Annotated in this window: 24 protein-coding genes; 6 read left to right on the top strand and 18 right to left on the bottom strand. The window is 46.5% G+C overall.

All coding sequences use genetic code 11. The features are described 5' to 3' along the window. Position 1: 1 nt before the first annotated feature. The 16 genes from BUQ78_RS07495 to BUQ78_RS07425 all read right to left on the bottom strand — a co-directional run bounded on the left by BUQ78_RS07495 (position 2) and on the right by BUQ78_RS07425 (position 13,684). Complete coding sequence (locus tag BUQ78_RS07495) at positions 2–1,351, bottom strand: replication-associated recombination protein A (RefSeq protein ID WP_084532291.1); 1,350 nt, start codon at positions 1,349–1,351, stop codon at positions 2–4. After that, entirely contained in the window at positions 1,348–2,337 is a 990-nt protein-coding gene (locus tag BUQ78_RS07490; RefSeq protein ID WP_404792106.1) for an HAD family hydrolase, read from the bottom strand. The genes BUQ78_RS07495 and BUQ78_RS07490 overlap by 4 nt, the downstream gene beginning before the upstream one ends. Beyond that, positions 2,321–2,521, bottom strand: coding sequence for a hypothetical protein (locus BUQ78_RS10000; RefSeq protein ID WP_143228355.1), 201 nt, complete (start codon positions 2,519–2,521; stop codon positions 2,321–2,323). The genes BUQ78_RS07490 and BUQ78_RS10000 overlap by 17 nt, the downstream gene beginning before the upstream one ends. A 51-nt stretch (positions 2,522–2,572) precedes the next feature. Beyond that, complete coding sequence (locus tag BUQ78_RS07485; RefSeq protein WP_074199797.1) at positions 2,573–3,025, bottom strand: hydrogenase maturation protease; 453 nt, start codon at positions 3,023–3,025, stop codon at positions 2,573–2,575. Between the two features lie 6 nt (positions 3,026–3,031). Then, on the bottom strand, positions 3,032–4,459 hold the full coding sequence (locus BUQ78_RS07480; protein ID WP_074199796.1) for a Ni/Fe hydrogenase subunit alpha: 1,428 nt from the start codon (positions 4,457–4,459) through the stop codon (positions 3,032–3,034). A gap of 20 nt (positions 4,460–4,479) precedes the next feature. Beyond that, entirely contained in the window at positions 4,480–5,019 is a 540-nt protein-coding gene (locus BUQ78_RS07475; RefSeq protein WP_014807494.1) for an NADH-quinone oxidoreductase subunit B family protein, read from the bottom strand. 28 nt (positions 5,020–5,047) lie between these two features. After that, complete coding sequence (locus BUQ78_RS07470; RefSeq protein ID WP_014807495.1) at positions 5,048–7,126, bottom strand: 2Fe-2S iron-sulfur cluster-binding protein; 2,079 nt, start codon at positions 7,124–7,126, stop codon at positions 5,048–5,050. A 22-nt stretch (positions 7,127–7,148) separates the two neighbouring features. Further along, a complete protein-coding gene (gene nuoF, locus BUQ78_RS07465; RefSeq protein ID WP_014807496.1) occupies positions 7,149–8,942 on the bottom strand; it encodes an NADH-quinone oxidoreductase subunit NuoF in 1,794 nt (597 codons plus the stop codon). Positions 8,943–8,954: 12 nt separating this feature from the next. Then, positions 8,955–9,326, bottom strand: a complete 372-nt coding sequence (locus BUQ78_RS07460; RefSeq protein WP_041459810.1) for a (2Fe-2S) ferredoxin domain-containing protein — start codon at positions 9,324–9,326, stop codon at positions 8,955–8,957. Then, positions 9,319–9,891: an ATP-binding protein gene (locus tag BUQ78_RS07455; protein WP_074199795.1), complete on the bottom strand. Its 573-nt coding sequence runs from the start codon at positions 9,889–9,891 to the stop codon at positions 9,319–9,321. The genes BUQ78_RS07460 and BUQ78_RS07455 overlap by 8 nt, the downstream gene beginning before the upstream one ends. 6 nt (positions 9,892–9,897) lie before the next feature. Continuing rightward, positions 9,898–10,374 (bottom strand): NADH-quinone oxidoreductase subunit NuoE, encoded by a 477-nt coding sequence (nuoE, locus tag BUQ78_RS07450; protein ID WP_041460006.1) that lies wholly within the window; start codon positions 10,372–10,374, stop codon positions 9,898–9,900. Positions 10,375–10,470: 96 nt separating this feature from the next. Further along, positions 10,471–11,205: a PHP domain-containing protein gene (locus BUQ78_RS07445; RefSeq protein WP_084532388.1), complete on the bottom strand. Its 735-nt coding sequence runs from the start codon at positions 11,203–11,205 to the stop codon at positions 10,471–10,473. Between the two features lie 20 nt (positions 11,206–11,225). Further along, entirely contained in the window at positions 11,226–11,561 is a 336-nt protein-coding gene (locus BUQ78_RS07440) for a hypothetical protein (protein WP_014807501.1), read from the bottom strand. Continuing rightward, on the bottom strand, positions 11,558–12,856 hold the full coding sequence (locus BUQ78_RS07435; RefSeq protein ID WP_318259574.1) for a [Fe-Fe] hydrogenase large subunit C-terminal domain-containing protein: 1,299 nt from the start codon (positions 12,854–12,856) through the stop codon (positions 11,558–11,560). The genes BUQ78_RS07440 and BUQ78_RS07435 overlap by 4 nt, the downstream gene beginning before the upstream one ends. A 26-nt stretch (positions 12,857–12,882) precedes the next feature. Next, a complete protein-coding gene (locus BUQ78_RS07430; protein WP_014807503.1) occupies positions 12,883–13,317 on the bottom strand; it encodes an ATP-binding protein in 435 nt (144 codons plus the stop codon). A gap of 1 nt (position 13,318) precedes the next feature. Further along, positions 13,319–13,684, bottom strand: coding sequence for a transcriptional regulator (locus tag BUQ78_RS07425; protein ID WP_074199792.1), 366 nt, complete (start codon positions 13,682–13,684; stop codon positions 13,319–13,321). A 223-nt stretch (positions 13,685–13,907) separates the two neighbouring features. Here BUQ78_RS07425 and glgP point away from each other — a divergent pair, with 223 nt between their 5' ends. The 4 genes from glgP (at position 13,908) to BUQ78_RS07405 (ending at position 19,575) form a co-directional block, all read left to right on the top strand. After that, positions 13,908–15,671, top strand: coding sequence for an alpha-glucan family phosphorylase (glgP, locus tag BUQ78_RS07420; protein ID WP_084532289.1), 1,764 nt, complete (start codon positions 13,908–13,910; stop codon positions 15,669–15,671). A gap of 30 nt (positions 15,672–15,701) precedes the next feature. Next, a complete protein-coding gene (locus BUQ78_RS07415) occupies positions 15,702–17,177 on the top strand; it encodes a glycogen synthase (protein WP_318259573.1) in 1,476 nt (491 codons plus the stop codon). 173 nt (positions 17,178–17,350) lie between these two features. Continuing rightward, positions 17,351–18,625, top strand: coding sequence for a glucose-1-phosphate adenylyltransferase (gene glgC, locus BUQ78_RS07410; protein WP_074199791.1), 1,275 nt, complete (start codon positions 17,351–17,353; stop codon positions 18,623–18,625). Positions 18,626–18,666: 41 nt separating this feature from the next. Then, positions 18,667–19,575 (top strand): tetratricopeptide repeat protein, encoded by a 909-nt coding sequence (locus BUQ78_RS07405; RefSeq protein WP_014807508.1) that lies wholly within the window; start codon positions 18,667–18,669, stop codon positions 19,573–19,575. Positions 19,576–19,660: 85 nt separating this feature from the next. Here the strand turns inward: BUQ78_RS07405 and BUQ78_RS07400 are convergent, their stop codons facing one another. Continuing rightward, complete coding sequence (locus BUQ78_RS07400) at positions 19,661–20,413, bottom strand: 2-phosphosulfolactate phosphatase (RefSeq protein WP_245529544.1); 753 nt, start codon at positions 20,411–20,413, stop codon at positions 19,661–19,663. Between the two features lie 71 nt (positions 20,414–20,484). Between BUQ78_RS07400 and ptsP the strand changes: the two genes are divergently transcribed. Next, positions 20,485–22,206 carry a phosphoenolpyruvate--protein phosphotransferase gene (gene ptsP / locus BUQ78_RS07395; RefSeq protein WP_074199790.1) on the top strand — a complete coding sequence of 574 codons (1,722 nt, stop codon included), beginning with the start codon at positions 20,485–20,487 and terminating at the stop codon, positions 22,204–22,206. Beyond that, positions 22,203–23,018, top strand: a complete 816-nt coding sequence (locus BUQ78_RS07390; RefSeq protein ID WP_084532285.1) for an alpha/beta hydrolase — start codon at positions 22,203–22,205, stop codon at positions 23,016–23,018. Before ptsP ends, BUQ78_RS07390 begins: the two co-directional genes overlap by 4 nt. Here the strand turns inward: BUQ78_RS07390 and BUQ78_RS07385 are convergent. Then, the gene (locus BUQ78_RS07385) at positions 23,007–23,780 is read right to left on the bottom strand and encodes a prepilin peptidase (protein WP_074199789.1); all 774 of its coding nucleotides are present in this window, start codon (positions 23,778–23,780) and stop codon (positions 23,007–23,009) included. The two genes, BUQ78_RS07390 and BUQ78_RS07385, sit on opposite strands and share 12 nt — an antisense overlap. Between the last annotated feature and the right edge of the window lie 24 nt (positions 23,781–23,804).

Genomic DNA, 23,804 nt, shown 5'->3' with positions numbered 1-23,804 from the left:
CCTATCCACGATCCACGTCGTCTTTTTGTGAGAACCTCTTCCAGAGGCCTTGCAACCTCTCCACGATAATCCTCTCGTGACCTTGATTGCCAGGAAAATAAAAACGTTTGGAGGAATTCATATATTTTTGTGGAACCCAATGTCGCGGGTCATCATGAGGATATACATACCCTTCACCGTGAGATTTCAAATGCAACGGCACCTCTTGGACATTTCCCTTATTCAATTCCTCAAGTGCCAGATCGATTGCCCTGTAGGCGCTGTTGCTTTTTTCGGCACAGGCAAGATAAATGGCACATTGGGATAATATAATCCGTCCCTCGGGCAAGCCGACATGATCCACCGCGCCTGCAGCGGCCTCTGCAAGAACGAGGGCAAAGGGATCCGCCAACCCAACATCTTCAGAAGCAAATATCAACATCCTCCTAGCTATAAACCTGACATCCTCGCCGCCTGCCAACATTCTTGCAAGCCAGTAGACGGCGGCATCGGGATCTGAGCCTCGCATACTTTTTATAAAAGCCGATATAACATCGTAGTGCTGATCTGCTGCCCTATCATACCTTTGTAGGGACTTGGGTGCAAGCTGTCTCGCGTCTTCGAGGGCGATCTTTTCCTTTCCGACTGCAACAGAGGCAAGCACGACTGCTTCCAAGCGCAAAAGGGCTTGTCTCGCATCTCCGCCTGCAGTCTGTGCGATAAACGATATCAACTCGTCACTGACATTCAGGTCAAACATGCCAAGACCTTTTTTCTTGTCGTATATGGCCCTTCTTAAGATGCGCTCGAGGTCTTCCGCAGTGAGGGGTTTTAATTCAAATACGATGGCACGGGAAAGGAGAGTTTTATTTATCTCAAAATAGGGATTTTCGGTCGTGGTGCCAACAAGTATCAAATCGCCTCTTTCCACGGCAGGAAGCAAAACGTTTTGCTGTTGTTTATTAAAATGATAGATCTCATCGATAAAGACCATTGCCGAATGACCAGTGCTTCTCTTTATACCTTTAGCCAAATCTACAATTTCTCGAAGTTGTGACACCTTGGCAGTTACGGCGTTGATCTCGAGCAACTTTCTCTTTGTAACGTTAGCCATGACCCTTACCAACGTAGTCTTGCCCGTTCCGGGAGGCCCATATAATATGCTGTTTGGAACCTGACCGGCTTCCAGTAATCGCCTTAAGGGCTTGCCCTCGCCCAACAAGTGGCTTTGTCCTACGAATTCCTCCAAGCTTGTGGGGCGAACCCTTTCAGGCAAAGGAATCTCAAAGACACTCCGAAGATCTCGGCCTCCGCTGGCTTTGCCCGTTGAATCAAACGATTCCTCAAAAAGCTCCTGTTGCTCTTGACTCATGAAGAAATCTGCTCCTCCACAAGCGTCAGGTCTTGTCCTGGATTGCCGGATAAGACCAGGATATTCTTGGCTTCGTCATCTTTTATCACGCAAGCCAGGGGAAAACGCGCTTTTAAAAAACCCTCTACCGCTTTATCCAATGGCTCCCAGAGAAATTTAGGCTCTAATAATGGAGACCTTCTCCATAGATCCGCTTCGAGCTTACCATCTGGAACAGAGAAACCGCCAATTCCCCAGCTTGCAAGTCGTACGATAGTCTCGAAAAAATCTTCCTTAGGCAATCTAACGGTCAAACTGAAGGCTTTCTCTAGCCAACGCAACCCTCTTTGTTTTACTACAGGCTGATATTCCCATGGCACCAAAGGGAGGGGGTTTTTCAATATATCCACTAATTCGAAAACTTCGTTACACGCTATATCTGCCCACTCTCTCCATGGTTCGTTGGCCCTTCTGACAAGAATGGCCCTCATGCTGGCTCTCCTTGCTCCTACAATATCATATAAAAAATCTCCAACCGCCACGCACTCAAAAGGCGTTTTACCGAGCATTTCGGAGGCCTTCAAGAAAACCCGAGGATCAGGTTTAAGCAAACCATCATCTCGCGTAATCACAACAGATGGCAATTTTATAGATGCCACTTTTGCGGCAAGTTCAACGCACTGTCTTGTATTGCGGCTAACTATAGCCCAGGGGATGTTGTGGCTTTCAAGCCAAGATATTAACTCCAGCGATCCATTAACGGGCCTAGCCCTTTTTGCGCCTTCCATCTCTATGTCGTATATAGCTTTGTAAATTAATTCACGTCGTGCTTCCGGGAGTTTGGAAGCTTCCTCGAGTATCATAACCCTTTTTCCGTCAAAAAAACGTTCGTAAATGGGCGAAAAATCTAAATCAGTTTCAGCCAAAACGCCGTCCCAGTCGAGTATAAAAGCACTTTTATTTACGGGATGCCAATAGGGACCATCTAGATTAAACAAGTTGCTCACTCCCATAATATCGAAAAAAAGATACTACAAAACCCCGCAATGCCGTGCCAAGAAGGCCTTGACCCGATCCCCACTTAGTGGTGGAGGCCTCCCCGTCCTTAGCCTTGGTGATCACGAAGATCTCCTCAGCCGGACAGGAGTTAGCCTCGATCGGATGTTGTGTTGGCTCAAGGCTCTTCGCCATAGCACGAACACCGCAGGGTTTTTGTAGCTATATTATAGCACATAAAGCTTGCTAAAAAATATGTGCAAAGTATTTTTTGAAGCTCTCCAGTGCATTGTTCATTCTTTCCAAACACAGCTTGCTTAAAGAGTCTCCAAAATCGAAGTTAGCACCTGAAATAGTTATCATGATCATCTTGGGCACATTAACATTCATTTGCATTGCCAAATGCATAATCCACCCCGGCGTGCAAGTGTGAAGGTTCAAACCATCTAGATCGGCAGAGGGCAGGACCTCGCATATACGAAAGCCTTCGGGATATTGTTCCACAGAAGCATCGACGAAGATGGCCAGATCTTTTCCCTCCAGCTCCAACACGACTTCTGGGAGAAGTTGTTGGCCTATCCAGGTCGTCACTTCATGTCCTTCATCTTCAAGCCACTGTACTATCGCTTCTGCTCCGACAGGCCCTACCCCGTCGTCCGTTCTAAAGGGATTCCCGTAACCCAACACGATCACGTTCATTAGGCTTTAGTCCCTCGTGACTTCCTTTAATATTTCGCCCGTGGGTCCGACTAACTCCAATTTCAAAGGCATCTTCCCTACGGCATGGGTAGAACACGATAAACAGGGATCATAAGCACGAATGACGTGCTCCAGTCTGTTAAAAACGCCCTCCGGGACATTTGTGCCTGTAATGTATTTCTTTGCGACCATCTCTACGCCTTTATTCATGGCAAAATTATTATGACCGGTAGCGACAATGAGGTTCACCTTTGTAATGACGCCGCTTTCGTTGACCTGATAATGGTGAATCAATGTTCCCCTTGGAGCTTCTATCACGCCGATGCCTTCGGGATTTATTTCTTTAGATGTAACGCGAAGGTCGCTTGAGGTGATATCAGGATCGGCCAGCAGCTGCTCTATGCGCTCCAAACCGTAAAGTGCTTCTATTAATCTAGCATAGTGATAATACAAGGTATAAGGCACTATGCCGTCCTCACCCATCTCCTTGTAAAGGGCGAACTCCTTTGACGCTTCCGGAGTGCTCACGGCATCAGCCGCGTTCAACCGGGCAAGCGGCCCAACCCTGTAAGACCCATGAGGGAAGCCCAGAGCCTTATAGAAGGGAAACTTCAAATAGCTCCAAGGTTCTACATGTTCGCCGATATGGTCCAGATAATCCTTCGGATCAAATTGATCCAAAATCCTGCCCCTTGGAGCCTTAATGCGTACTTCACCGTCATAAAGTTCCAGGTATCCGTCACGGACTAACCCCATATAGGCCGTATCCAGCGTAGCAAATTCCTTTAATTCTTCGCCACCTTCTTGCAGATAATCCTTGATCAACTTGATGGCTTCCATAGCGATGGATTTCATTTCGGGAAGCTGAGCAGCTATGGCATCCCGCTCTTGGGGAGTCAAGCTTCTGTTGACCCCTCCTGGAATGCTATGCCAAGGATGTATCTTCTTGCCACCCAGGGTTTTTATTATTTCCTGCCCAAACTTGCGGAGCATGATGCCCTTCTTTGCAAGCTCAGGGTAACGATCTACCAACCCAGCAACATTTCTTATCTTAACGGGCGCATCGAAACCCAATAGAATATCCGGGCTGGACAGATGAAAGAAGCTTAGGGCGTGAGATTGTACAATTTGTCCCATATGCATCAATTCGCGGAGCTTGTGGGCTGCAGGTGTTATCGTAACCCCCAGAATCTCGTCGCACGCCTTTGCTGAGGCAAGGTGGTGAGACACAGGGCAAATCCCACAAATCCTAGGGGTGATTACGGGCATCTCCCTGAAATCTCTTCCATGCGTAAAGACTTCAAAGCCACGGTATTGAGTCACGTGAAAGCGCGTCTCGCGTACATGCCCGGACTCATCCAACATAACCGTTATTTTTCCATGTCCTTCTATCCTAGTTACAGGGTTTATCTCCAGCTTAAAGACCTCGGTCATGTCCATTTCCTCCCCTTATTCTAGTCATAGCGCATCATTTCTGAGGGAACCTTAGGAACTCGTCCAGCCAATAACTCCTTGAAAACGTAGTAAATCGTATCAGCATCAGGGGGACATCCAGGCACATAGACATCGACTTTCACTTCGTAATCGATCGGCAATGCCCTCGGAAGCAATTCTGGAATGTCTTCGCTTGGAACAATGCCTTGAGGATTAACTGTGCTTGCAGTTTCAATGTATCCCTCTCTTAAGACGACATCCTTGGGTATGAAGTTGCGCATGCAGTTAATACCGCCAAACACTGCGCAGTCACCCCAAGCTACCAAATACTTGCAACGTTCCCTCATCTTTTTGGCCAGCTCTACCTCTTCCACATTGCCCAGCCCGCCGGACAGTACTCCTACATCTATATTCGGAATATCCTTTGCATCTACGATGGGTGAAAAGAGTATTTCCACATTTTGAAACAAATCTATCAGCCTTTCATCTAAATCAAGAAAGGACATATGACATCCCGCACAAGCTTCTAACCAAAATGTAGCCACCTTTGCCTTGGCCATGGAACATTTCACCTCCCAGTGAGACTGTTTACAAAGTAACAATACGCGCTTCGCTGGCCCGTAGTTGCGATTTAAAGATTTCCTCGCAAGGAGATACCTCAGGCCTCTCTAACTTAACTCCCAACTTCTTCGCGAATTCGTCCATCACGTAGTGAAGGCTTTTAATCTCTCCCTTTGGAGGAACGATGGTGTTGAGCTTCCTGCGTTCACCTTCGATAGTGCAGAAATGACCGCTTCGCTCATACCAGGCCGGTGCCGGCAGAAGGATATCAGCCAAATTGACCAATGGCCTTACCTTAAAGGGCGTCTGCACGACTACGAACCTCGTCGCAGAAATAGCAGCTAAAATTTCCTCCTCTTCGGGCACCATGGCCGTGGAGAAAACATATAGAAAATCTCGCCTCTCGCGTCCAAGCCAAGGATTCTCGCTAACTACCGTATTGCGGGCTCCAAGGCTATTTGCGCTAACCAACAGGGGCACTACTCCCAACCCATCCTCAAAGAAGGCTTTGGATGCTACCGCCAAGTTGCAGGCAGCCGTTACCAATTCATGCGACTTGGTTGCCCTTCCCCCAATGATAAAAATTGGCCTTCTAGCTGATATCAACATCAATGCAACCTCTTCGGCAATCTTGGGATCTAGCCCCATGGCCCTGGCGCTTTCCTCGATTGACTCCCGATAGGAAGATAGGGCCTTTCCAGCTCCAGCCTCAAATTCCCCAAAACTGGCCATGTCCGATGGCCCTAAGCTTATCTTGCCTATGATCTCGGCCAGGTTGGAGAGGGCTTTGGGCACAGCCTGCCCTTCGGGTAATCGGATATCCAAATCAACCAAACCGGGGAACGGAGAGGGTCCGTAAGACAGATTCATCAACTTCGCATTTCTGTGAAGACATGCTACACGAATATAGCTCGCCACTACGGGAGCCTCTTTCTGCGGATCGGCAAACATGGTAATTATGAGATCGCTATCCAGAATGTGATGTGCCGCAGTGAATGGTCGTACTCCCTGCTCCCTGAAGGGCATGAATCCCTTGAAAAATCCGCGAATTATATCGCCGTCAAAGGTGTCGATATGCTTCATCTTCAATGCATTTCTGAAGAGTGCCGAAAAAAGCGTCAGCTCTTCGTCGGTACATAGGCTCGACAAGATAGCTCCAGCTTTCTCTTGATCGTAAGCTTTCTTAAATTCTGCTGAAGCCAATGCAAGGGCTTCTTCCCATGTAGCTTCCCGGTAAGAGGCCCCTTCGCGGATCAAAGGAACTGTAACCCGTTCTCTTTCCGTAGATTCCGGCAACCACCAACGACCCATATGACACAACTGGCCGCCATCAGGTTCCTCAACGCCCGTTCCTTCAACCCTTACGATGCTGCCCGTACGTACGTAAGTCTTTATCTTACAGCCAACTGCGCACAGAGGGCAAACGCTCTCTACTACGGCATCACATTCACTGCGCCGTCCTCTATAGGCAAATTCCCTTATCGTGATAGTCCCCGTGGGGCAAGATTGCGCACAAGCCCCACAGTTGACGCAGGTATCGCTTTCTCGAAGCCTCTTTCCTAGATCAGCGATCACCTTTGCCTGCCAACCCCTGCGCTCTAGATCCAATGTATGGGCTCCAACGATCTCCGAACAGGTCCTTATGCATCTTTGACACAAAACGCACCTGTTGTGGTCCATCATGAGATTGGGATCCGTGGCATCCACCTCAAAGTCCTCATAAAGATATGGAAACCTCACTGAATCCATTTCATGCTCTATTGCCAATCTCTGCAATTCGCAGTCGCCGCTTTGTGAGCAATACATACAAAAGTGATTTCTTCCGGCAAACAGCAATTCGAGGATCTGACGCCTATAATCCTTTAGCTTCTCGTTCTTGGTAACAACGACCATGCCATCCTGAGCCGGAGTGGTGCATGACGGCAACATCTTGGGGTTACCCTCCAGCTGGACCACGCACATCCTGCAGGCGCCTATGGGAGTCAATCCCTTCTGATAACAAAGCGTCGGTATATATACGTCGTTTTTATTTGCCACATCCAGTATAGTGTCTCCCTGGACTCCCTTGCACACCTTACCATCTATGGTCAAAGTTATCTCTTTCATGCCAATATCCTCCTCCGCCGGCTTATACTTTTCCGATTGCACCAAATGGGCATACTTGCATGCAAGTCCCGCATTTGATGCATTTTTCTTGGTTGATCAAATATGGCGTCTGTCGATCGCCGCTAATGCATTTAACTGGGCAGTTCCTGGCGCATAAGCCGCACTTTCGACATTTTTCGGGATCCACTACGTACTTGATCAATGCCGGACAAATTTTCGCTGGACAACGCTTGTCTTTTATGTGAGCTACATATTCGTCTCGGAAGTAACGGATGGTCGTAATTACCGGGTTAGGTGCAGTCTGTCCCAATCCGCAAAGCGAAGTCTCCTTCACCATATGGGCCAGCTCTTCCAATTTGCTCAAGTCATCCATCGTGCCTTCACCGTTACATATCTTCTGCAGCATCAACAACATTTGTTTAGTGCCCTCTCTACAGGGAACGCACTTTCCACAAGATTCGCGTTGAGTGAATTCGAGGAAGAACTTGGCAACGTCAACCATGCAGGTGTCCTCATCCATTACGACCAAACCACCGGAGCCCATGATGGCGCCTGCAGCAGTAAGGGATTCATAATCTATCGGCAGATCCAAATGCTCCTTGGTAAGACAGCCGCCCGATGGGCCACCGATTTGAACGGCCTTAAATTCCTTTCCGTTCAATATCCCTCCACCAAGCTCGTATATTATTTCACGGATCGTGATTCCCATTGGTACTTCGATAAGGCCGGTGTTGGTAATTTTACCCGTCAAGGCAAAGATCTTGGTGCCCTTCGATTTTTCTGTTCCCATGGAGGCAAACCAATCTGCCCCGTTCAATATAATCCTTGGAACGTTGGCCCACGTCTCGACATTATTTATGTTCGTGGGCTTGCCCCACAGGCCATGCTGTGCCGGAAATGGCGGCCTTGGACGAGGCATGCCGCGTCTGCCCTCTATCGACGCCATCAAGGCGGTCTCTTCCCCGCACACGAATGCGCCCGCACCTTCCTTCAGATGCAAATGGAACGAAAAATTCGTCCCCATTATATGGTCGCCAAGTAGCCCCATTTCTTCTGCTTGAGCGATAGCTATTTTCAGCCTCTTTATGGCAAGAGGATATTCGGCCCTGCAGTAAATGTATCCCTCGTCAGCCCCTATGACATAAGCCCCGATCGTCATACCCTCTATGACGGAATGTGGATCTCCCTCGAGAGTGGACCTGTCCATGAAGGCACCAGGGTCTCCTTCGTCGGCATTGCATATCACATATTTCTTGTCGCCGGAAGCCTTTTTGGCAAATTCCCATTTCAATCCAGTCGGGAAACCTGCCCCTCCTCTTCCTCTCAAACCTGATTTTTTGACTTCCTCGAGAACTTCTTCAGGGGTCATCTCAAGAAGCGCCTTGCCCAATGCCATATAGCCATCTCGAGCTATGTACTCTTCGATCTTCTCGGGATCTATATATCCGCAGTTGCTCAATACAATACGATGCTGCTTACTATAGAAAGGAATGTCCTTGTAATAAGGAACCTTTTCCATGTCCTCAGGCACGGTATAAAGAAGGCGTTGCACTATGCGTCCCTTATAGAGATGCTCTTCCACTATCTCGGGCACATCTTCCGGAGTAACCCTGCAGTAAAAGGCACCTTCGGGATATACCACTACAACCGGACCCATTTCGCACATGCCATGACAACCGGTCTCAACCAACATGACTTCCCTGTCCAAGCCTTTCTTGGCCAACTCTTCCTTAAAGGCTTTCATGACGCCCGGTGCGCCGCTGGCAGTGCACCCAGTTCCCCTACAAACCAATACATGAGCACGATATATAGCCATGATCAACTCCCCCTAATCCGTTCTTCCAATGACTTTTTCCCAAACGATGTTGCCATTAATCAAGTGCTCAGCGATAATGCGCGACACATCTTCAGGTTTAACGTTGCCATAAGTCACTCTAGGTTCCCCGGGCCTTATTATGTCGACAAGGGGTTCGTACTGACACATACCTATACAACCCGTCGTTTCGACAGCTACGTCTTTAATCCCACGCTTATCGAGTTCGTTTAAAATGGCAGTCAATACTTCTCTGGCACCTGCTGCTATCCCACAGGTACCCATCCCCACTATTATCTTTTTCTTACCGCCTGACCGTGCTGAAGTAAGATCCTTAGCCTCTTCTTTCAGTTTCCTGAGATCCTCCAGATTTCTGATCTTAGGCAATACCATCGCCCCCCTCTTTCCCATGCAACAAGCTTATATTTTCTTGAATATATTCTTTAATCCACAACACAACCTTTGGCGACTTAAGCAGTTCTCTGTCTTCTAGATATCCCAACAAGTCTGCGAGATCTAAAGTGAATGATCTATCATCGACCTCATAACGAAATATCCATCGGCACTGAGGCCACCCCATTATCAATGTAGCGATCGTAGACGCTATGTCTCCAAGGGGTGGGCAATCAATATGATCCTTCCTGAATCCTGCTTCGACAATGGTGCCTTTCCCTCTTTCGGATGTAATTTTAAAAAAACCCTCACATGCAAGGGCCGCCTGTTTCAAAAAGGGAATCCCTAAACCTACCCTGCGTTCCTTTCGAGTGGTAGTGAAAGGATCTTCCACCTTTTTCAACAGATCTTCATCCATTCCGAAACCATCATCCGAGACACGTAAAACTATTAACTTCTTGCTGTTGTCAATTTTAAGCTCTACGAGAACCTGGCGGGCTTTAGCCTTGGCCGAGTTCTCGGCTATGTCCAAAATATACTGAGAAAGGTCTTCAAGCATAGAAAATTATTGATATTTGTCCAAGATCGCCTGGATCTTGTCGGGAGTCATTCGTCCATGGGTGTCCTCATCCACCATCATGACCGGCGCAAGGCCACAGGCACCCAAACAGGCCACCGGCTCTAGGGTAAAACGCAGGTCATCAGTGGTCTCGTTTTCTTCGATGCCAAGCATCTGCTTAACCTTTTCGAGTATCTGCAAGCTACCCCTGACGTGACAGGCAGTCCCACGACAAACCCGTATGACATGGCGTCCCCTTGGCTTCAAATGAAACTGGGCATAAAACGTAGCTACCCCATAAACTTCGGCCTTAGGCATTTTCAGCTCTCTAGATATCGTGAGCAACGCCTCTTCCGGCAAATAACCGAGCTCCCTTTGGACCTCCTGCAATATGGGGATCAAACCTCCCTGTTTGCCCTTCCATGGAGCCACTATCTCTTTAACCTTTTCAACCACATCCACAGTGCTCAAAGCCACGATCATCACCACCATTAAGGAATATTTATGACAACTATAAATTTCTTCCCTTCCATTTTGTGATGGATATCATATTCCCAAAAAAGAGTCAAGAGCAATCTGTCACGACCAGGGCCACATCACCATCCTTTTGTCTTGCGAATGAAGCGCTAAGGCAATTTCGTCGAAAGAAGGCCTCTTTAAAAGGACCGCAGTTGCGTGTTGCCTCTTTATGTCGCTTAAACGATGTGCATCTGAGGATCGAATAATCGTATAGTTCAAAGCTTGCTTTTTCCAAAACAGAGCCTCCTCAGAGGTCAGCCTAGCCGATAACTCCACAGCATCGATCTTTAGATCGGGGGGAATTATTCCCAAGACAGCCAGATACGAATAAGCCTGCCTATCTATATGCGCTAAAATGGACATTCCGCCCCTTCTCCTCACTTCTTCAATGATATCATCCACAGATGCGTCTATGCCTTGTATCAAAAGCGTATCTACTTCATTTAGTATATTATTATCTTCATCAATTATCATCTGAAAACCGAATAAATCAGGATCGTTTTTTATTGGAGCAAGCCTTTCCCATACCCACTCCTGAAAAAGTGATGCTTCCTCAAAACCAGGAAACAAACTGACAGTATGTATGTCCTCGCGCGATTGAACCTCCAAAGCAGGCAGCACCGTTAAAGGTTTACCCTTAGCCGCTTCGATCACGGCCAGCGAATTTGCTGTAGCATTATGATCGGAGATGGCTATTATATCTACCCCCTCTGCTAGGCACTTTTCGACTATCTCCTTGGCGCCCATTTCAAGCTCTGCACATGGAGACAGCACGGTATGAATATGCAGATCCATCCAATAAAGTTGCATATCTTTTATTTATTTAGACCAAGCTCGTACAGCTTTCCGCATAGCTTAAAGGCGTCCAATTGCGAAGAGGCCAGTGTGATATTTTCCTTTGAACAGCTGTCGATGAGCTCCTGAAGGGGCTCTCTTCCCGACGCCAATATAACAAACGTAATATCCTTCAATACGGCTACGGCTGCCACGTTGACGTGATTTTGAATGGTAACCCATACTGCCCCATCAGGAGCGGTTCTCATTATGAAGCTTAACAGATCGCCCACGACCCCCCTTTCGACTTCCTGGTCTCCATTGCCCTCTACGTAAACCGTCAATCCCAACTTCTCGCATATTTCTTTGACCTTCATGATTTTCCCTCCGAAGTCATCGTATGTACCAGCCTCTTGGAAAGCTCATAAATTTCCTTGGACAAATCGGCAATACGTTCCTTTAGCCTAAATATACAGTCATCAGGCGAACCTTCTCCTCTTATTATGTCCTCGGCCATAACCCTGCAGGAAGGCCGGCCGCAAGTACCGCAATCTAGGTGAGGGAGTTCCGCATAAACGGCATGCAATTGTTTTAACCTTTCCATGGCCCTCGCCAAGTCCTCTCCCAAGGGCATCTGCTCAATGGGAACTATGCATTCCCGCAAAGACCATATCTTAGCTTCATATATGGACTCCAATTTATTTTGATACTCCTCATTCATATCGAAGGAAACCTTGATGTTGTCGATCTTTATGCGGCTCAAAAATCTCGATTCGGCATTGCCGATTCCACCGATGCACCCTAAATCGCATGCTCTGGCCTCGACATAATCAATGCCTTTGAGCTTCCCCAGCTCCATCTCCTGAAAGAGGTTAATGACATTGCGTAGGCCATCTACTTCAAGCGTCTTTATCGGCCTGCTTGAAAAGTTTCGTACATGCATTGACTCCCCACCCGTCTTTGCCCACACAACCCAACGCGGAGCCTGTAGGGGAAGATTGATCGTCACCTTCTTTGAAGGATCTCCCGATCCGATCAGGACTTCTCGAGCGAGCTTGGATGTGGAAATGGCAAACTCCGCAGAGCTTATGTCCCTTCCTACCGGCGAACGCACCATAGCAATGCGGGCCGGACAGGACGATACCAGGGTAACGGGGTCGCGCCTTCTTGTCCGCGCTCTCCACAAATCTATACTGGTCTCTAACGGAGATTCGACAGGTACCAAATGCGGTATTAGCTCATGGAACTTAATTTGAATCAACCGGACTACGGCCGGACAATAGGTCGAAATTAGCGGTTTTGCCGTATCGGGCAAGCTGCATATAGCCCTCGCCTCAGCCAAGGCTGTCACATCGTATGCCGCCTCATATTCATCAAATATGGGTTCAAATCCCAGTTCGAACAACGCCTGTGCCGTTAGCTCGGGGACCGGCGGCCATGAAAACTGGGCGCAAAAGGAAGGGTCTGTCACCACCACCATTGGACGTTTGCTCAATACATAATCCCATTCATCTTCTTCCAACAGTAAGGCCCTATGGGGACACCGCCTGATGCACTCGCCGCAAGCGATGCAAATTTCGCTCAGGATGCGCACCTTGCCCTCTATCACCCTCATCGCTTCTGTAGGGCACGATTTAATACAATTTACGCACCCCCTGCATGAGGGTTCCATTATTTTAACCCCGTGAGCCAAGAAACTCACCGTCCTTTATTGAGGTATATCACCGCGCGCAGCTTAGTGCCCTTCCCTGGGGCAGTATCGATATATAATTCATCCGAATTTCTCTTGATGTTTGGCAATCCCATGCCTGCACCAAAGCCCATCTCTCTTATATAGTCAGGCGCTGAAGAATATCCCTCCTGCATGGCTAATTCCAGGTTTTCAATTCCGGGACCTTCATCTTCCGCCATAATGGTCACCTTGTCCTCCTCGACCTGCAGGCGCATCACCCCACCACCGCCATGGATTACTATGTTCATCTCGGCTTCATAAACCACAACTGCCGCCCTCCGGCATATCTCGGGAGCCAAACCCAAAGACTTAAGGGTTTCCTTAAATTGTGTTGCCGTCTCGCCGGCTGCCAAAAAATCGAGAGGCTTAACTTGTAATTCCAAAACCAGTGGTTCGCTCAATTTAATTCGACTCCTCGTGAACTATAGGACAGGGCTTTAATCCCGCCTGATAAAGTACCCCGCAAGTCTCAAACATGCTCATTTGGCAAAGCAAAACCGGAATATCCAGTTTTTTGGCAAGGGTAACTGCCTCTTCCAAGGGACGTTTATTCCTTACAAAGACGATCCCGGTCATGTCCAGCATTGTAGCTGTCCTGATTATTTGAATATTCGTCAAACCGGTTATCAAAAGAGCGCCGGCAAGGGCAAAGGCAAGTACATCGCTCATCAGATCCGATGCAAAGGCATATTCAACTTCTTTTTCTATGGACGCTGTATCGAACAGTCTACGCGCTTTCAAAATGGCCTCTATCTCGGACATCTTCATTATATTTAACCCCCTGAAGGTCGATAACAAAGTTACGTTAATAACTATACCATATCCATTGCAAGCATTGGTATTAATTTTTCTCGAAAGATGTTCTTGCATAAGAGCCTGATGAACGGCATGTAGGATTTAGGATGCCACATGATATAATTAAAAATTGGTTGGCAATGAGGAAGTGTTTATAATTTAGAATTTAAACTTTAGATGGAGTGAAGGAGCGAGAATGAAAATGAGCAACCTGCATGACAAGGGCTCTTTAATGAATTATAATATAGGCGTTGGTTCATCTCTCATAAAGCTCATGGAAATGGATCCAAAATACAGGACCATAGCTTACTTTTCCATGGAAATAGGGGTAGAAAGCGACATCCCCACCTATGCCGGTGGGCTGGGCATTCTAGCCGGTGATGTCCTTAAAAGTTCTGCAGACTTAGGTGTTCCAATAGTTGGCATTACCCTCCTCTACAAGCATGGATATTTTAAACAGCGTATAGACGAAAATGGAAGGCAAGTGGAAGAGCCCTATCAATGGAACCCAGAGGAAAAATTGACGCTGCTTCCCAACGAGGTCAACGTAGAAATAGAGGGCAGACCTGTCCATGTTCGGGTATGGGTTTACGAAATAGTAGGTCAATCGGGGTATATTGTTCCTATATACTTTCTCGATACGGATTACGACAAAAACACTCCAGAGGATAGAACCTTTTCTTGGTACCTTTATGGTGGAGACTTGAGGTACAGGCTATGTCAGGAGATGATCCTGGGGATAGGAGGCCTTAGAATTCTGCGAGACCTCGGCTACAATAATATAAATACCTTTCATCTCAATGAAGGACATGCCGGATTTCTAGCGCTAGAACTTTTAAGAGAACAGGGATATGTGGACTTCGCTAAGATCAAGGAGCAAGTAGTATTTACATCTCATACCCCGGTGCCGGCAGGTCACGATTATTTTCCCTTTGAGCTAATAGAAAAGACGATGTCGCCCGTATTCGTAGATTACTTGAAGCAAATGATGCCGAACGGCGGGGTTTCGATGGTAGATTTTGGCCTTAAATACAGCAGGTTCATTAATGCCGTATCGAAAAAGCATAGAGAAGTAAGTAAGAAGCTTTATAATACGGAAAGCATCGATTACATCACAAATGGTGTGCATTCTGCGAGTTGGACATCCTCGAACATTCAGAAGCTCTTCGACGAGCACATGCCTGGATGGAGAAACGACCCTTCAAGGTTGGTTATGGCGATGAAGTTAAAGGACGACGAACTATGGAAAGAACACCAGGCAAATAAAATGTTCCTCTTCTCGAAGATCTTGGAAAGGACCGGAGTTGAGCTTGATGCCGAAATCTTAACCATAGGCTTTGCTCGCAGAGCAGTGGCTTATAAACGCGCAGACCTTCTCTTTAAGGATATAAATAGGTTAATAGACATTTGTTCAGGCAAAGTTCAGTTGATCTTCTCAGGGAAAGCCCATCCTTCCGACGAAGAAGGAAAGGCCATGATACAGCGCGTCATAAATTTCTCTAAAGAATTATCCGGCAAAATACCCGTCATCTTTCTTGAAAACTACGATATGGAGCTGGCAGGTTTGCTCACGGCAGGAGTCGATGTATGGTTAAATACGCCCTTAAGGCCTCGTGAGGCCTCAGGCACAAGCGGAATGAAGTGCGCTCACAACGGGGTGCTCAATCTCTCCATATTGGATGGCTGGTGGGTAGAAGGATGGATAGAAGACGTAACTGGGTGGGCGATAGGGCCTGAGCCCACGGAGGTAGAGCTCACGCATTACGACGAATCAAAGGATGCTGAAGCCTTATACAAGACCCTTGAAGAAAAGGTCATTCCGCTGTACTATCAACATCGTGATAGATGGATCTCTATGATGAAAAATAGCATTGCCTTAAATGCAAGTTACTTCAATACCCACCGGGTCGTGAGGGAATATTGCGAAAGAGCCTACAAGGTGTACCAAAAATATTACTAAACGTCAAATTATTAAATGGTGATCTCGATAATGAGCTTGCCTATTGACAAGATCAAGGTTCTTCATATCGCTTCAGAGATGCACCCGATTGTCAAAAAAGGCGGATTGGGAGATGTAGTCGGCTCCCTGCCCAAGGCGCTAAGAGAGCTGGGCATTGACAGCAGAGTGTTCTTGCCGATGTACCCCAGCATAGATGAAAACGTCAAAAGAACTTTTAAAAGGATGCCTTACAAGCTATACCTACCGTTGGAATGGCGAGTGTTTCCAGCGTTCCTGTGGAAGACCGATGTCCAAGGAGTACCCGTATACCTGCTCGAGATCGAAGGGGTGCCATTTCCGGCTGATGTATATCCAAGCAATTTGAATCTAAACACGATAAAGCCTTTCTTTCTCTTTTCGCTAGCCGCACTGGAGCTTGAAAAATCAGCGAGGTGGCATCCTCAAATTTTTCACCTTCACGATTGGCCGACGTCACAAGTGGCGATAGCTTTAAAATGGCATATGTATTACTCATCCTTTTCCAAATCATACGATACGGTCTTAACCATTCACAACTTAGCCCATCAGGGAATCATACAGGAGACTGACCTAATGCCTTGGGGAATATCCAAGGAAGCTTTCTCCATTGACGGACTGGAGTATTACGGGATGATCAACCTTTTAAAGGGTGGCATAATAGCATCTGATGCCATTACGACCGTGTCTCCAAGGTATTCCTGGGAGATTCAGACGAAAGAATATGGAATGGGCTTGGATGGAGTTTTGAAGAAATACAACAGCAAGTTAAGGGGAATATTAAACGGCATCGATTATTCCTATTGGAATCCCATGACAGATCCGTTCCTTCCCGCTCATTACGATATAGACAACATATCCCCCAAAAAGGAATGTCGAAAGGCGCTCCTTGCCCGGTGCGGATGGGGTGAAGACCATCTCCCCGTCTTGATTTATATAGGCAGATTAGTAGAGCAAAAGGGGATTGATTTGCTACTCTACTCCATCGAATCCATTGTTGGCCATGGATGTAGGCTGATAGTAGTTGGAGAGGGAAATGAAGTTTATGAGCAATCCTTGAAAGAGGCTTCCGCACAGTTCCCTGCCAATGTGTTCGTTAAGATCGGATATGACGAAGAATTAGCCCATCTCATGTACGCCGGTGGTGACATGTTGATAATGCCCTCATATTTTGAACCCTGCGGGTTAATTCAACTTATAGCCATGAGGTACGGTACAGTTCCAATATGTCGAGCCGTCGGCGGACTTGCCGATACGGTCATAGATGCCGATACCGCCCATGACGGAACAGGCTTTTTGTTCAGCCATTACAGCAGTGAGGCCCTTTTGCATGCCATAGGCAGGGCCCTTGGTGCCTGGAATTCCCCCGAACTATGGAACCAAATAGTGCGAAACTGCATGAGTGCAGATTTCTCATGGTCAAGATCCTCCAGGGAATATGCCAAATTATACCTAGAGTTGTTGGGAGTATCGGACTTCAGAAGTTTCTGATGTTCAACCGCTAATAGATATTTATGCATAAGGCAATCATCTCTCATGGGTTGTAAAATCGTTCATACAGGCCAATAAATTGTAGTTTTGGTTTTATTGTTTAGTTGAATGCTGTGTTATTTTCAAATATAATTAGGATTATTAATCAAACTAAGTCAGCGGAGGTGACTTTTTTGATCTATGGCAAGTATGGAAGAGTGCTGGGCATTGTTCTTGCGGGAGGTCGGGGGCAACGACTTTCTCCATTGACCAGACATCGGGCTAAGCCAGCCGTACATTTTGCCGCCAAATACCGAATTATAGACTTCGCCTTGTCCAATTTGGTCAATAGCGGCGTATTTTCCATCTATGTCCTTGTCCAATTTCGCAGCCAATCGTTGAACGAACACATCGAGAGGGGTTGGCAATTCGGAGGAGCGCTCAGGGGGAGGGATTTCTTCATAACAGTCGTACCTGCACAAATGTGGACCGGTGAACACTGGTATAAGGGAACAGCTGATGCCGTATTCCAAAATTTACACCTAATTACCATTTACAATGCCGATCGCATATGCATATTTGCTGCCGATCACGTATATAAGATGGACATAGAACAGATGATGCAAAAACACATGGAACAAAAGGCCGATTGTACGGTGGCTGCCTATGAAGTCCCTTCATCGGAGGCGTCCTCTTTTGGTTGTCTTGAGACGGATAAGCTAGGATTCGTCACTCAATTTCTTGAAAAACCCAAAAACCCGCCGGAGATACCAAGTAAACCTGGATTTAGCTTTATTTCAATGGGAAATTACATATTTGAGAGAGAAGTACTGGAAGAGGCATTAGTCGAGGACGCAAACGATCCAAACAGCAGCCACGATTTCGGTAAGGACATATTGCCAAAACTCCACAAAAGCCATAAGGTATTTGCCTACGATTTTCAAAGCAACGTTATTCCCGGAAACGATAGGCCCTATTGGAGAGACGTTGGAACGATAAAAGCTTATTGGCAGGCACACATGGACTTATTAAAGGCGGAAGCCGATTTAAACTTATTTAATCCTCAGTGGCCAATCAGAACTGTCTCTTACGCTGACCCTCCCGGGTTTACGTTCTCCGTTAACGACTGCTCCAGCCACATAGAAAGCACCCTTCGTGCAGAGGGAAGCCAAGTTTTAGGTGCCACGATAAAAAAGTCTATATTATCCAGAAACTGCATCATAAAACCCGGAGCTGTTGTAGAGGAATGCATAATAGGCCGAAGCGTGATCGTGGGAGAAAGATGTAAATTAAGGAGAGTCATTGTAGACGCTCAAAACGTTATTCCTCCCGATACGCAAATAGGTTTTAACGAAGCTGAGGATCGAGCAAAATATCATGTAGATCCTTCTGGGATAGTTATAGTGCCGATGCCGGCAATACAACTTAGGGCAAAGGTAAGTTTCCCCTACCCAGATTCTGGAATTTAGTGTAAACTATTTGGGTCAAAATTTTTATAGGAGGAAGACGCATGTCGAAGGAGAAACATGATCGAAACGATGAGGTAAAACTACTTTTGGATATGGCCAGCGCTACGGAGGACGATGTAGAGGCAGAAAAGTTGGCACGTGAGATCCTGGAAATCGATCCATCCAATATGGAAGCCAAATTAATTTTAGCTGACGTCGCAATATCCAACGGTGATATGGAAACAAACCGTAAATACTTAGGTCAAATCATCACTGAATGTGAAACAAAGTATGGAGATGTGCACAAAGACAGCCCTGTTAGCGACATTTACGTCTCAGCTTTAGAGAGAATGGCCTTCTCGCTTTCCTTTGACGATCGCCATGAGGAGGCTTTATCTGTCGCGCAAAAGTTACTGGAGATCGATACAGAGGAACAGACCGCTGCCAAAGACATAATCTATCGTTCATTACTCATGTTGGATCGTTATAGAGAAGTTCTGGAAATGATATGCAGCGAGCGTACACATACCCCCGTTGCATTGCACGCTAAAGCGATAGCATTATATTCACTAGACGGAATAAGCTCAAATTCCTACGAAGCCTTGATCGATGCAATTGAGGCTGATCCTGATGCTCCCTTCTACGCCCTGGGCATCTGGGAAGAACCAGAGGAACCTGACGAGAGCGAGATCGATTCCATGTTAACGGCTCTTTATATAGTGGAACCCTGGTCCAAATCGGACAAGTTGATCGACTGGCTCAGCCATATGACGATCGTCTTCGGTTTTCTTACCGAACGGCTTTCTGACGAATTCCTGGATTACTTGGAATCCAGCGAAGATGGTCCTCAAATCCAAGAAAAGCTCAATGAAGCCAAGGCTACCCTTAACAAACTGATAAAGTTGAAAATGGCAAATGACGAGGACCTGTCTGACATGGATAAAGTGGTATTTGAGTCATTCCGGATGTAATAAAGCATAGAAATAAATAAAATATCCAAGCAAATATCCCCTCTTAGACATGATGTCTAAGAGGGGATATTTTTAAGGTTTATATTCATACAATAACAGCCTTTAGGCCGTTCCACAGAGTTAGCCTTGGCACAACTTCGCTTTTATTCTGACATGACGCATACACTACGTCATTCCACAGTCCCAACTCTTCAAGCCTTCGCGCATGCTCAGCATCCTTAAATGCCTCAAGCAGGTCGCAATGATAATGCTTCCAAATTGCCCAGGCTATCTTTCCTCCGTCGTTCAAGTCGATCCTTTCTGTCATCTCTTTCATTGCATTTACCATTAGGCCAGCGCAAGCAGTATCGTCTACCATGACCCTATTATGCCTTCCTGCACATAGGATACCTATGTTATTGCCGCAGCGCAACGCCGCCTTCAATGCCGCAGTCGCATTTCTTGCACAACCTATGAAGACATTATTAGAGTATGATGATGCATAAATTAAAGCTTTGGTACCATTGGTAGTCGTCATGATGGCCCCATCGTAAGTCTCAAGGCAATAACGGGATAACTCGAAAGGGGAATTCCCGCAATCAAAGCAGGGCGGTGGAAGGCTATTGCGCTCTCCCATTAAAAGCCAATTTTTGCCGAGCATTTTTTTGAGGGAATATGCTTCCTCAACCTCTTTTACAGGAAGGATCATTTTCCCGCCGCGCTCAAAAAAGGCCGTCATCATTGTAGTAGCACGAAGCACATCTACCACAATCCAGGCATCGACATGTTCAAGCTCTCCAGACGGGCTAAGCATGACAATCAATTTAACAACCATCATCTCCCTCCTCTTCACTTTCATATTTATTTTGTCATCCTTTGGAACATGATACAATTAGCATAAAAAGAATATTAATACTGGGAGGGCAATCTATGTCAGAACAAAGGGCATTAAAGGGCAAACCTCTTTCTCCAGGCCTTGCATGGGGTCGTTCTTTCTTATATGAAACAATACCCTTTATGCAGAGGAATATAAAGATCAAAAAGGAAGATGTCGAAAAAGAGCTCGACCGTTTAAAAGAAGCCCTAAAGAAAACAAAGGAGTCGCTTCAAAAACTCAAGGACAGCGTAAGACGACGCCTAGGCGAAGAAAAGGCAGGCATCCTTGAAGCGCATATGCTTATGCTAGAAGACCCAATGTTTGTAGATGAGATAAAAAAGGCAATAGAAGAGGGGAACTCTGCCGAGGACGCCGTATTCACTGCCACAGAAAAAATCAAAGAAATGTTCGAGACAATCCCTGACCCTTACTTGCGCGAAAGGGCAGCAGACGTAAAAGATGTGGGAAGCAGATTGTATAGAACCCTACTTGGAGGTAAGGATATTGCACAATTAGATACCAATGAACCGATAATTGTCGTTGCCAATGATCTTGCGGCTTCAGAGCTAATAGCCATTTCCGAGAATAACGTGGTAGGTCTTGTGTTGTCGCAGGGCGGCCCAACTTCTCACATGGCCATAATCGCTAAATCATTGAACCTGCCTGCCGTATCAGGAATCGATATAAGCTTAATATCGGATAACTGTCTGTTGATCGTTGACGGAATAAGGGGAGAGATAACGATTAATCCTTCTTCCGATGTGCTCATGCAGACCAAAAATAACATTGAGAAACTGCAACGTGAGCAGGAAGAAGCATTAAGCTTGAAAGATCTCCCAGCTGTAACGCCAGATGGACTAAGTATAGAGCTGTGGGGAAATATTGCCCATCCCGATGAGGCCAGTGCGGTATTGTCATCAGGAGGAAGCGGAATAGGCCTTTTCAGAACAGAGTTTCTATTTATGAATAGAAACACACCTCCCAGCGAGGACGAACAATTTGAAGCTTATCGCAAGGTTTTAGACGAGATGAAACCACACCCAGTCGTTATAAGGACCCTAGATGCCGGAGGAGACAAGGAGATACCCTACCTGAACATTCCAAAGGAGGATAACCCCTTCTTGGGATATCGCGCAATACGTATCGGTTTAACGGAAGAACAGCTGTTGATAACCCAACTTAAAGCTTTAATCAGAAGTTCAATCTGCGGGAATCTTTACATAATGTTTCCTATGATTTCCTCCCTGTGGGAAATACGAAGAGCTAAAACATTAATCCAAAAGGCAGCAAGCCAGCTAGACGATAAAGGAATGAGATATGGAAAGTTTAAGGTCGGCATAATGATCGAAATACCTTCTGCGGCCATTATGGCAGAAGAGCTTGCCAAGGAAGTGGACTTTTTCTCCATAGGAACTAATGACCTGACACAGTATACATTAGCGGTAGATAGGGGAAACTCCAAAGTCTCACAATGGTATGATCACTTGCATCCTGCGGTCTTAAAGCTAATTGCCATGACATCTAAGGCTGCGAAGACACAAAAGATAGAGCTCGGCATATGCGGAGAGATGGCAGGAGACCCCTTTGCCCTTCCCGTCTTGCTGGGGCTTGGGTTCGATGAACTATCCATGTCGCCTCCTGCAATTCCAAAGATTAAAAGGTTAGTGCGAAAATTTCAAGCAGAAAGGGCTAAACAAGTCGCACAAATGGCGCTTTCAATGAAAGACGCAGATGAAGTTCGTCAATACCTGAATGAGGTGATGGCAAAGCTATGAACAAAGGCATAAAAAAGATATCAGAAAGCATTCCGGGAAGCTTTGGGGATGGCAAAGTGTTAATCCAGGGGTATATCGTCTCGGATGCAGCACCGCTTGTCGTTTTACTACATGGTGTACATGGTTGTGCCAATTTGTCCGAAGGAAACAAGTACGCCACATTGGCACGATTGTTAGCGGAGAAATCCATTAATGTCCTCGTCTTGGAGACAAGCAGAAAAATAAGAGACAGGGAGCGCTTTGGAGACGACAGGGGCAGGTGGGTTAGGGAGGCCTTTGATGGCAAGACTTATGCCATGGATTTATTTGACGTTGCAAGCGCCATTTCGTTTATTAATCACAACATAGGTAAAACTCAACTTTGGCTATGGGGGTTTTCACTTGGTGGATTACATTTTTTAATAATAGCAGGCAATAAGCACGATGAAATTTTGAGAAACGCTAACATGAAAAACCCTCTGCCCGAGCTTCCCGACATCCAGGGGTTGATACTTTCCGGAAGCGGTGATGAGATACGTCCGGAAAACGAAACGGCCATAAGCGAGCCCATACTCAACTCTCTCCCAGAAAGACATATGCTCTTAGAGGCAGCCAGGAATACCAGGGCAAAAAATGTATTCGCCTTCTACGGGAGCATGGATGAAACATTCAGCGAAGAGGCATGCAGGCGACTGTTCGACCTCGCTCCGACAAAGAGGAATTTCATCGTCCTAAAGGGAGCGGACCACTCCTTTAGAAGCATAAACGGAGTGCCGTCAATCGCTCCGCTGGTAGATATGGTAAATTACATAAGGCCGCATTTACTGAAATAACCAAGGCCACCCTGGGAATATGCCCAGAAATGTAAGAATTTCTCTTCCAAAGGATAGGGATAGCAACACGCCTGCGGCAAGGAAGGGTACAAGGGGGAGATGGTCTTTTCTTTTGACCCTTTTGCGCGCCAACAGTATTACGGCTGTTAACCCTCCAACCATAAATCCGAGGTAGAGAGCAAGACCCCCCATCCATGTGCCCATTATCCCCCCAATGGCAACCGCGACTACCACGTCGCCTGACCCCATTCCCCCCTTGCTTAAGAGCGCTATGATCAACAATAAAAGGCCGCATGCGCAAGCTCCCATCAGGCCAGCTATAAAGGCATGCATGCCCCCGCAAAGTCTAAGAGCTAATCCTAGAGCCAAAAAGGGGAAAACCAACCAATCGTAAATATAACCAGAGTATATATCGGTCAGCGAAGAAATCAGTAAACAGCATAGCGCTATGGAGGATAAAAGAAACGAAAAACTTGGCCCATGAATCACTGATGCTGCAAACAGCGACACACCCATTATGACTTCAACCAGAAGATAGCTTATTTTAATAGGAGCCTTGCATACCCTGCATTTTCCTTTAAACATTAGATAAGAAAAGACAGGGATGAGATCAATAAGCTGGAGCGTCCTGCCGCAAGAATCACACACAGAACGCTCCTTTCCCCACCACCGTTTGCCTTGTATAGTTCTCGTAGCTACGACGTTTAAAAAAGAACCAAGCGCCATACCTAGCACTAAGCTTAGCAAATTAAAAGCCAGCATTTAATCTTCACCGTTTCAATTCGT

The organism is Acetomicrobium flavidum (assembly GCF_900129645.1).
In the GTDB taxonomy this organism is placed as follows: domain Bacteria; phylum Synergistota; class Synergistia; order Synergistales; family Acetomicrobiaceae; genus Acetomicrobium; species Acetomicrobium flavidum.
This window is presented reverse-complemented; position numbering and strand designations above follow the sequence as displayed.

Excerpts from the sequence above, each read along its gene's own strand:
- BUQ78_RS07495 (WP_084532291.1), bottom strand. The coding sequence starts at position 1,351 with ATGAGTCAAGAGCAACAGGAGCTTTTTGAGGAATCGTTTGATTCAACG.
- BUQ78_RS10000 (WP_143228355.1), bottom strand. The coding sequence starts at position 2,521 with ATGGCGAAGAGCCTTGAGCCAACACAACATCCGATCGAGGCTAACTCC.
- BUQ78_RS07485 (WP_074199797.1), bottom strand. The coding sequence starts at position 3,025 with ATGAACGTGATCGTGTTGGGTTACGGGAATCCCTTTAGAACGGACGAC.
- BUQ78_RS07480 (WP_074199796.1), bottom strand. The coding sequence starts at position 4,459 with ATGACCGAGGTCTTTAAGCTGGAGATAAACCCTGTAACTAGGATAGAA.
- BUQ78_RS07475 (WP_014807494.1), bottom strand. The coding sequence starts at position 5,019 with ATGGCCAAGGCAAAGGTGGCTACATTTTGGTTAGAAGCTTGTGCGGGA.
- BUQ78_RS07470 (WP_014807495.1), bottom strand. The coding sequence starts at position 7,126 with ATGAAAGAGATAACTTTGACCATAGATGGTAAGGTGTGCAAGGGAGTC.
- nuoF (WP_014807496.1), bottom strand. The coding sequence starts at position 8,942 with ATGGCTATATATCGTGCTCATGTATTGGTTTGTAGGGGAACTGGGTGC.
- BUQ78_RS07455 (WP_074199795.1), bottom strand. The coding sequence starts at position 9,891 with ATGCTTGAAGACCTTTCTCAGTATATTTTGGACATAGCCGAGAACTCG.
- nuoE (WP_041460006.1), bottom strand. The coding sequence starts at position 10,374 with ATGATCGTGGCTTTGAGCACTGTGGATGTGGTTGAAAAGGTTAAAGAG.
- BUQ78_RS07445 (WP_084532388.1), bottom strand. The coding sequence starts at position 11,205 with ATGGATCTGCATATTCATACCGTGCTGTCTCCATGTGCAGAGCTTGAA.
- BUQ78_RS07440 (WP_014807501.1), bottom strand. The coding sequence starts at position 11,561 with ATGAAGGTCAAAGAAATATGCGAGAAGTTGGGATTGACGGTTTACGTA.
- BUQ78_RS07435 (WP_318259574.1), bottom strand. The coding sequence starts at position 12,856 with ATGGAACCCTCATGCAGGGGGTGCGTAAATTGTATTAAATCGTGCCCT.
- BUQ78_RS07425 (WP_074199792.1), bottom strand. The coding sequence starts at position 13,684 with ATGAAGATGTCCGAGATAGAGGCCATTTTGAAAGCGCGTAGACTGTTC.
- glgP (WP_084532289.1), top strand. The coding sequence starts at position 13,908 with ATGAAAATGAGCAACCTGCATGACAAGGGCTCTTTAATGAATTATAAT.
- BUQ78_RS07415 (WP_318259573.1), top strand. The coding sequence starts at position 15,702 with ATGAGCTTGCCTATTGACAAGATCAAGGTTCTTCATATCGCTTCAGAG.
- BUQ78_RS07405 (WP_014807508.1), top strand. The coding sequence starts at position 18,667 with ATGTCGAAGGAGAAACATGATCGAAACGATGAGGTAAAACTACTTTTG.
- BUQ78_RS07400 (WP_245529544.1), bottom strand. The coding sequence starts at position 20,413 with ATGAAAGTGAAGAGGAGGGAGATGATGGTTGTTAAATTGATTGTCATG.
- ptsP (WP_074199790.1), top strand. The coding sequence starts at position 20,485 with ATGTCAGAACAAAGGGCATTAAAGGGCAAACCTCTTTCTCCAGGCCTT.
- BUQ78_RS07390 (WP_084532285.1), top strand. The coding sequence starts at position 22,203 with ATGAACAAAGGCATAAAAAAGATATCAGAAAGCATTCCGGGAAGCTTT.
- BUQ78_RS07385 (WP_074199789.1), bottom strand. The coding sequence starts at position 23,780 with ATGCTGGCTTTTAATTTGCTAAGCTTAGTGCTAGGTATGGCGCTTGGT.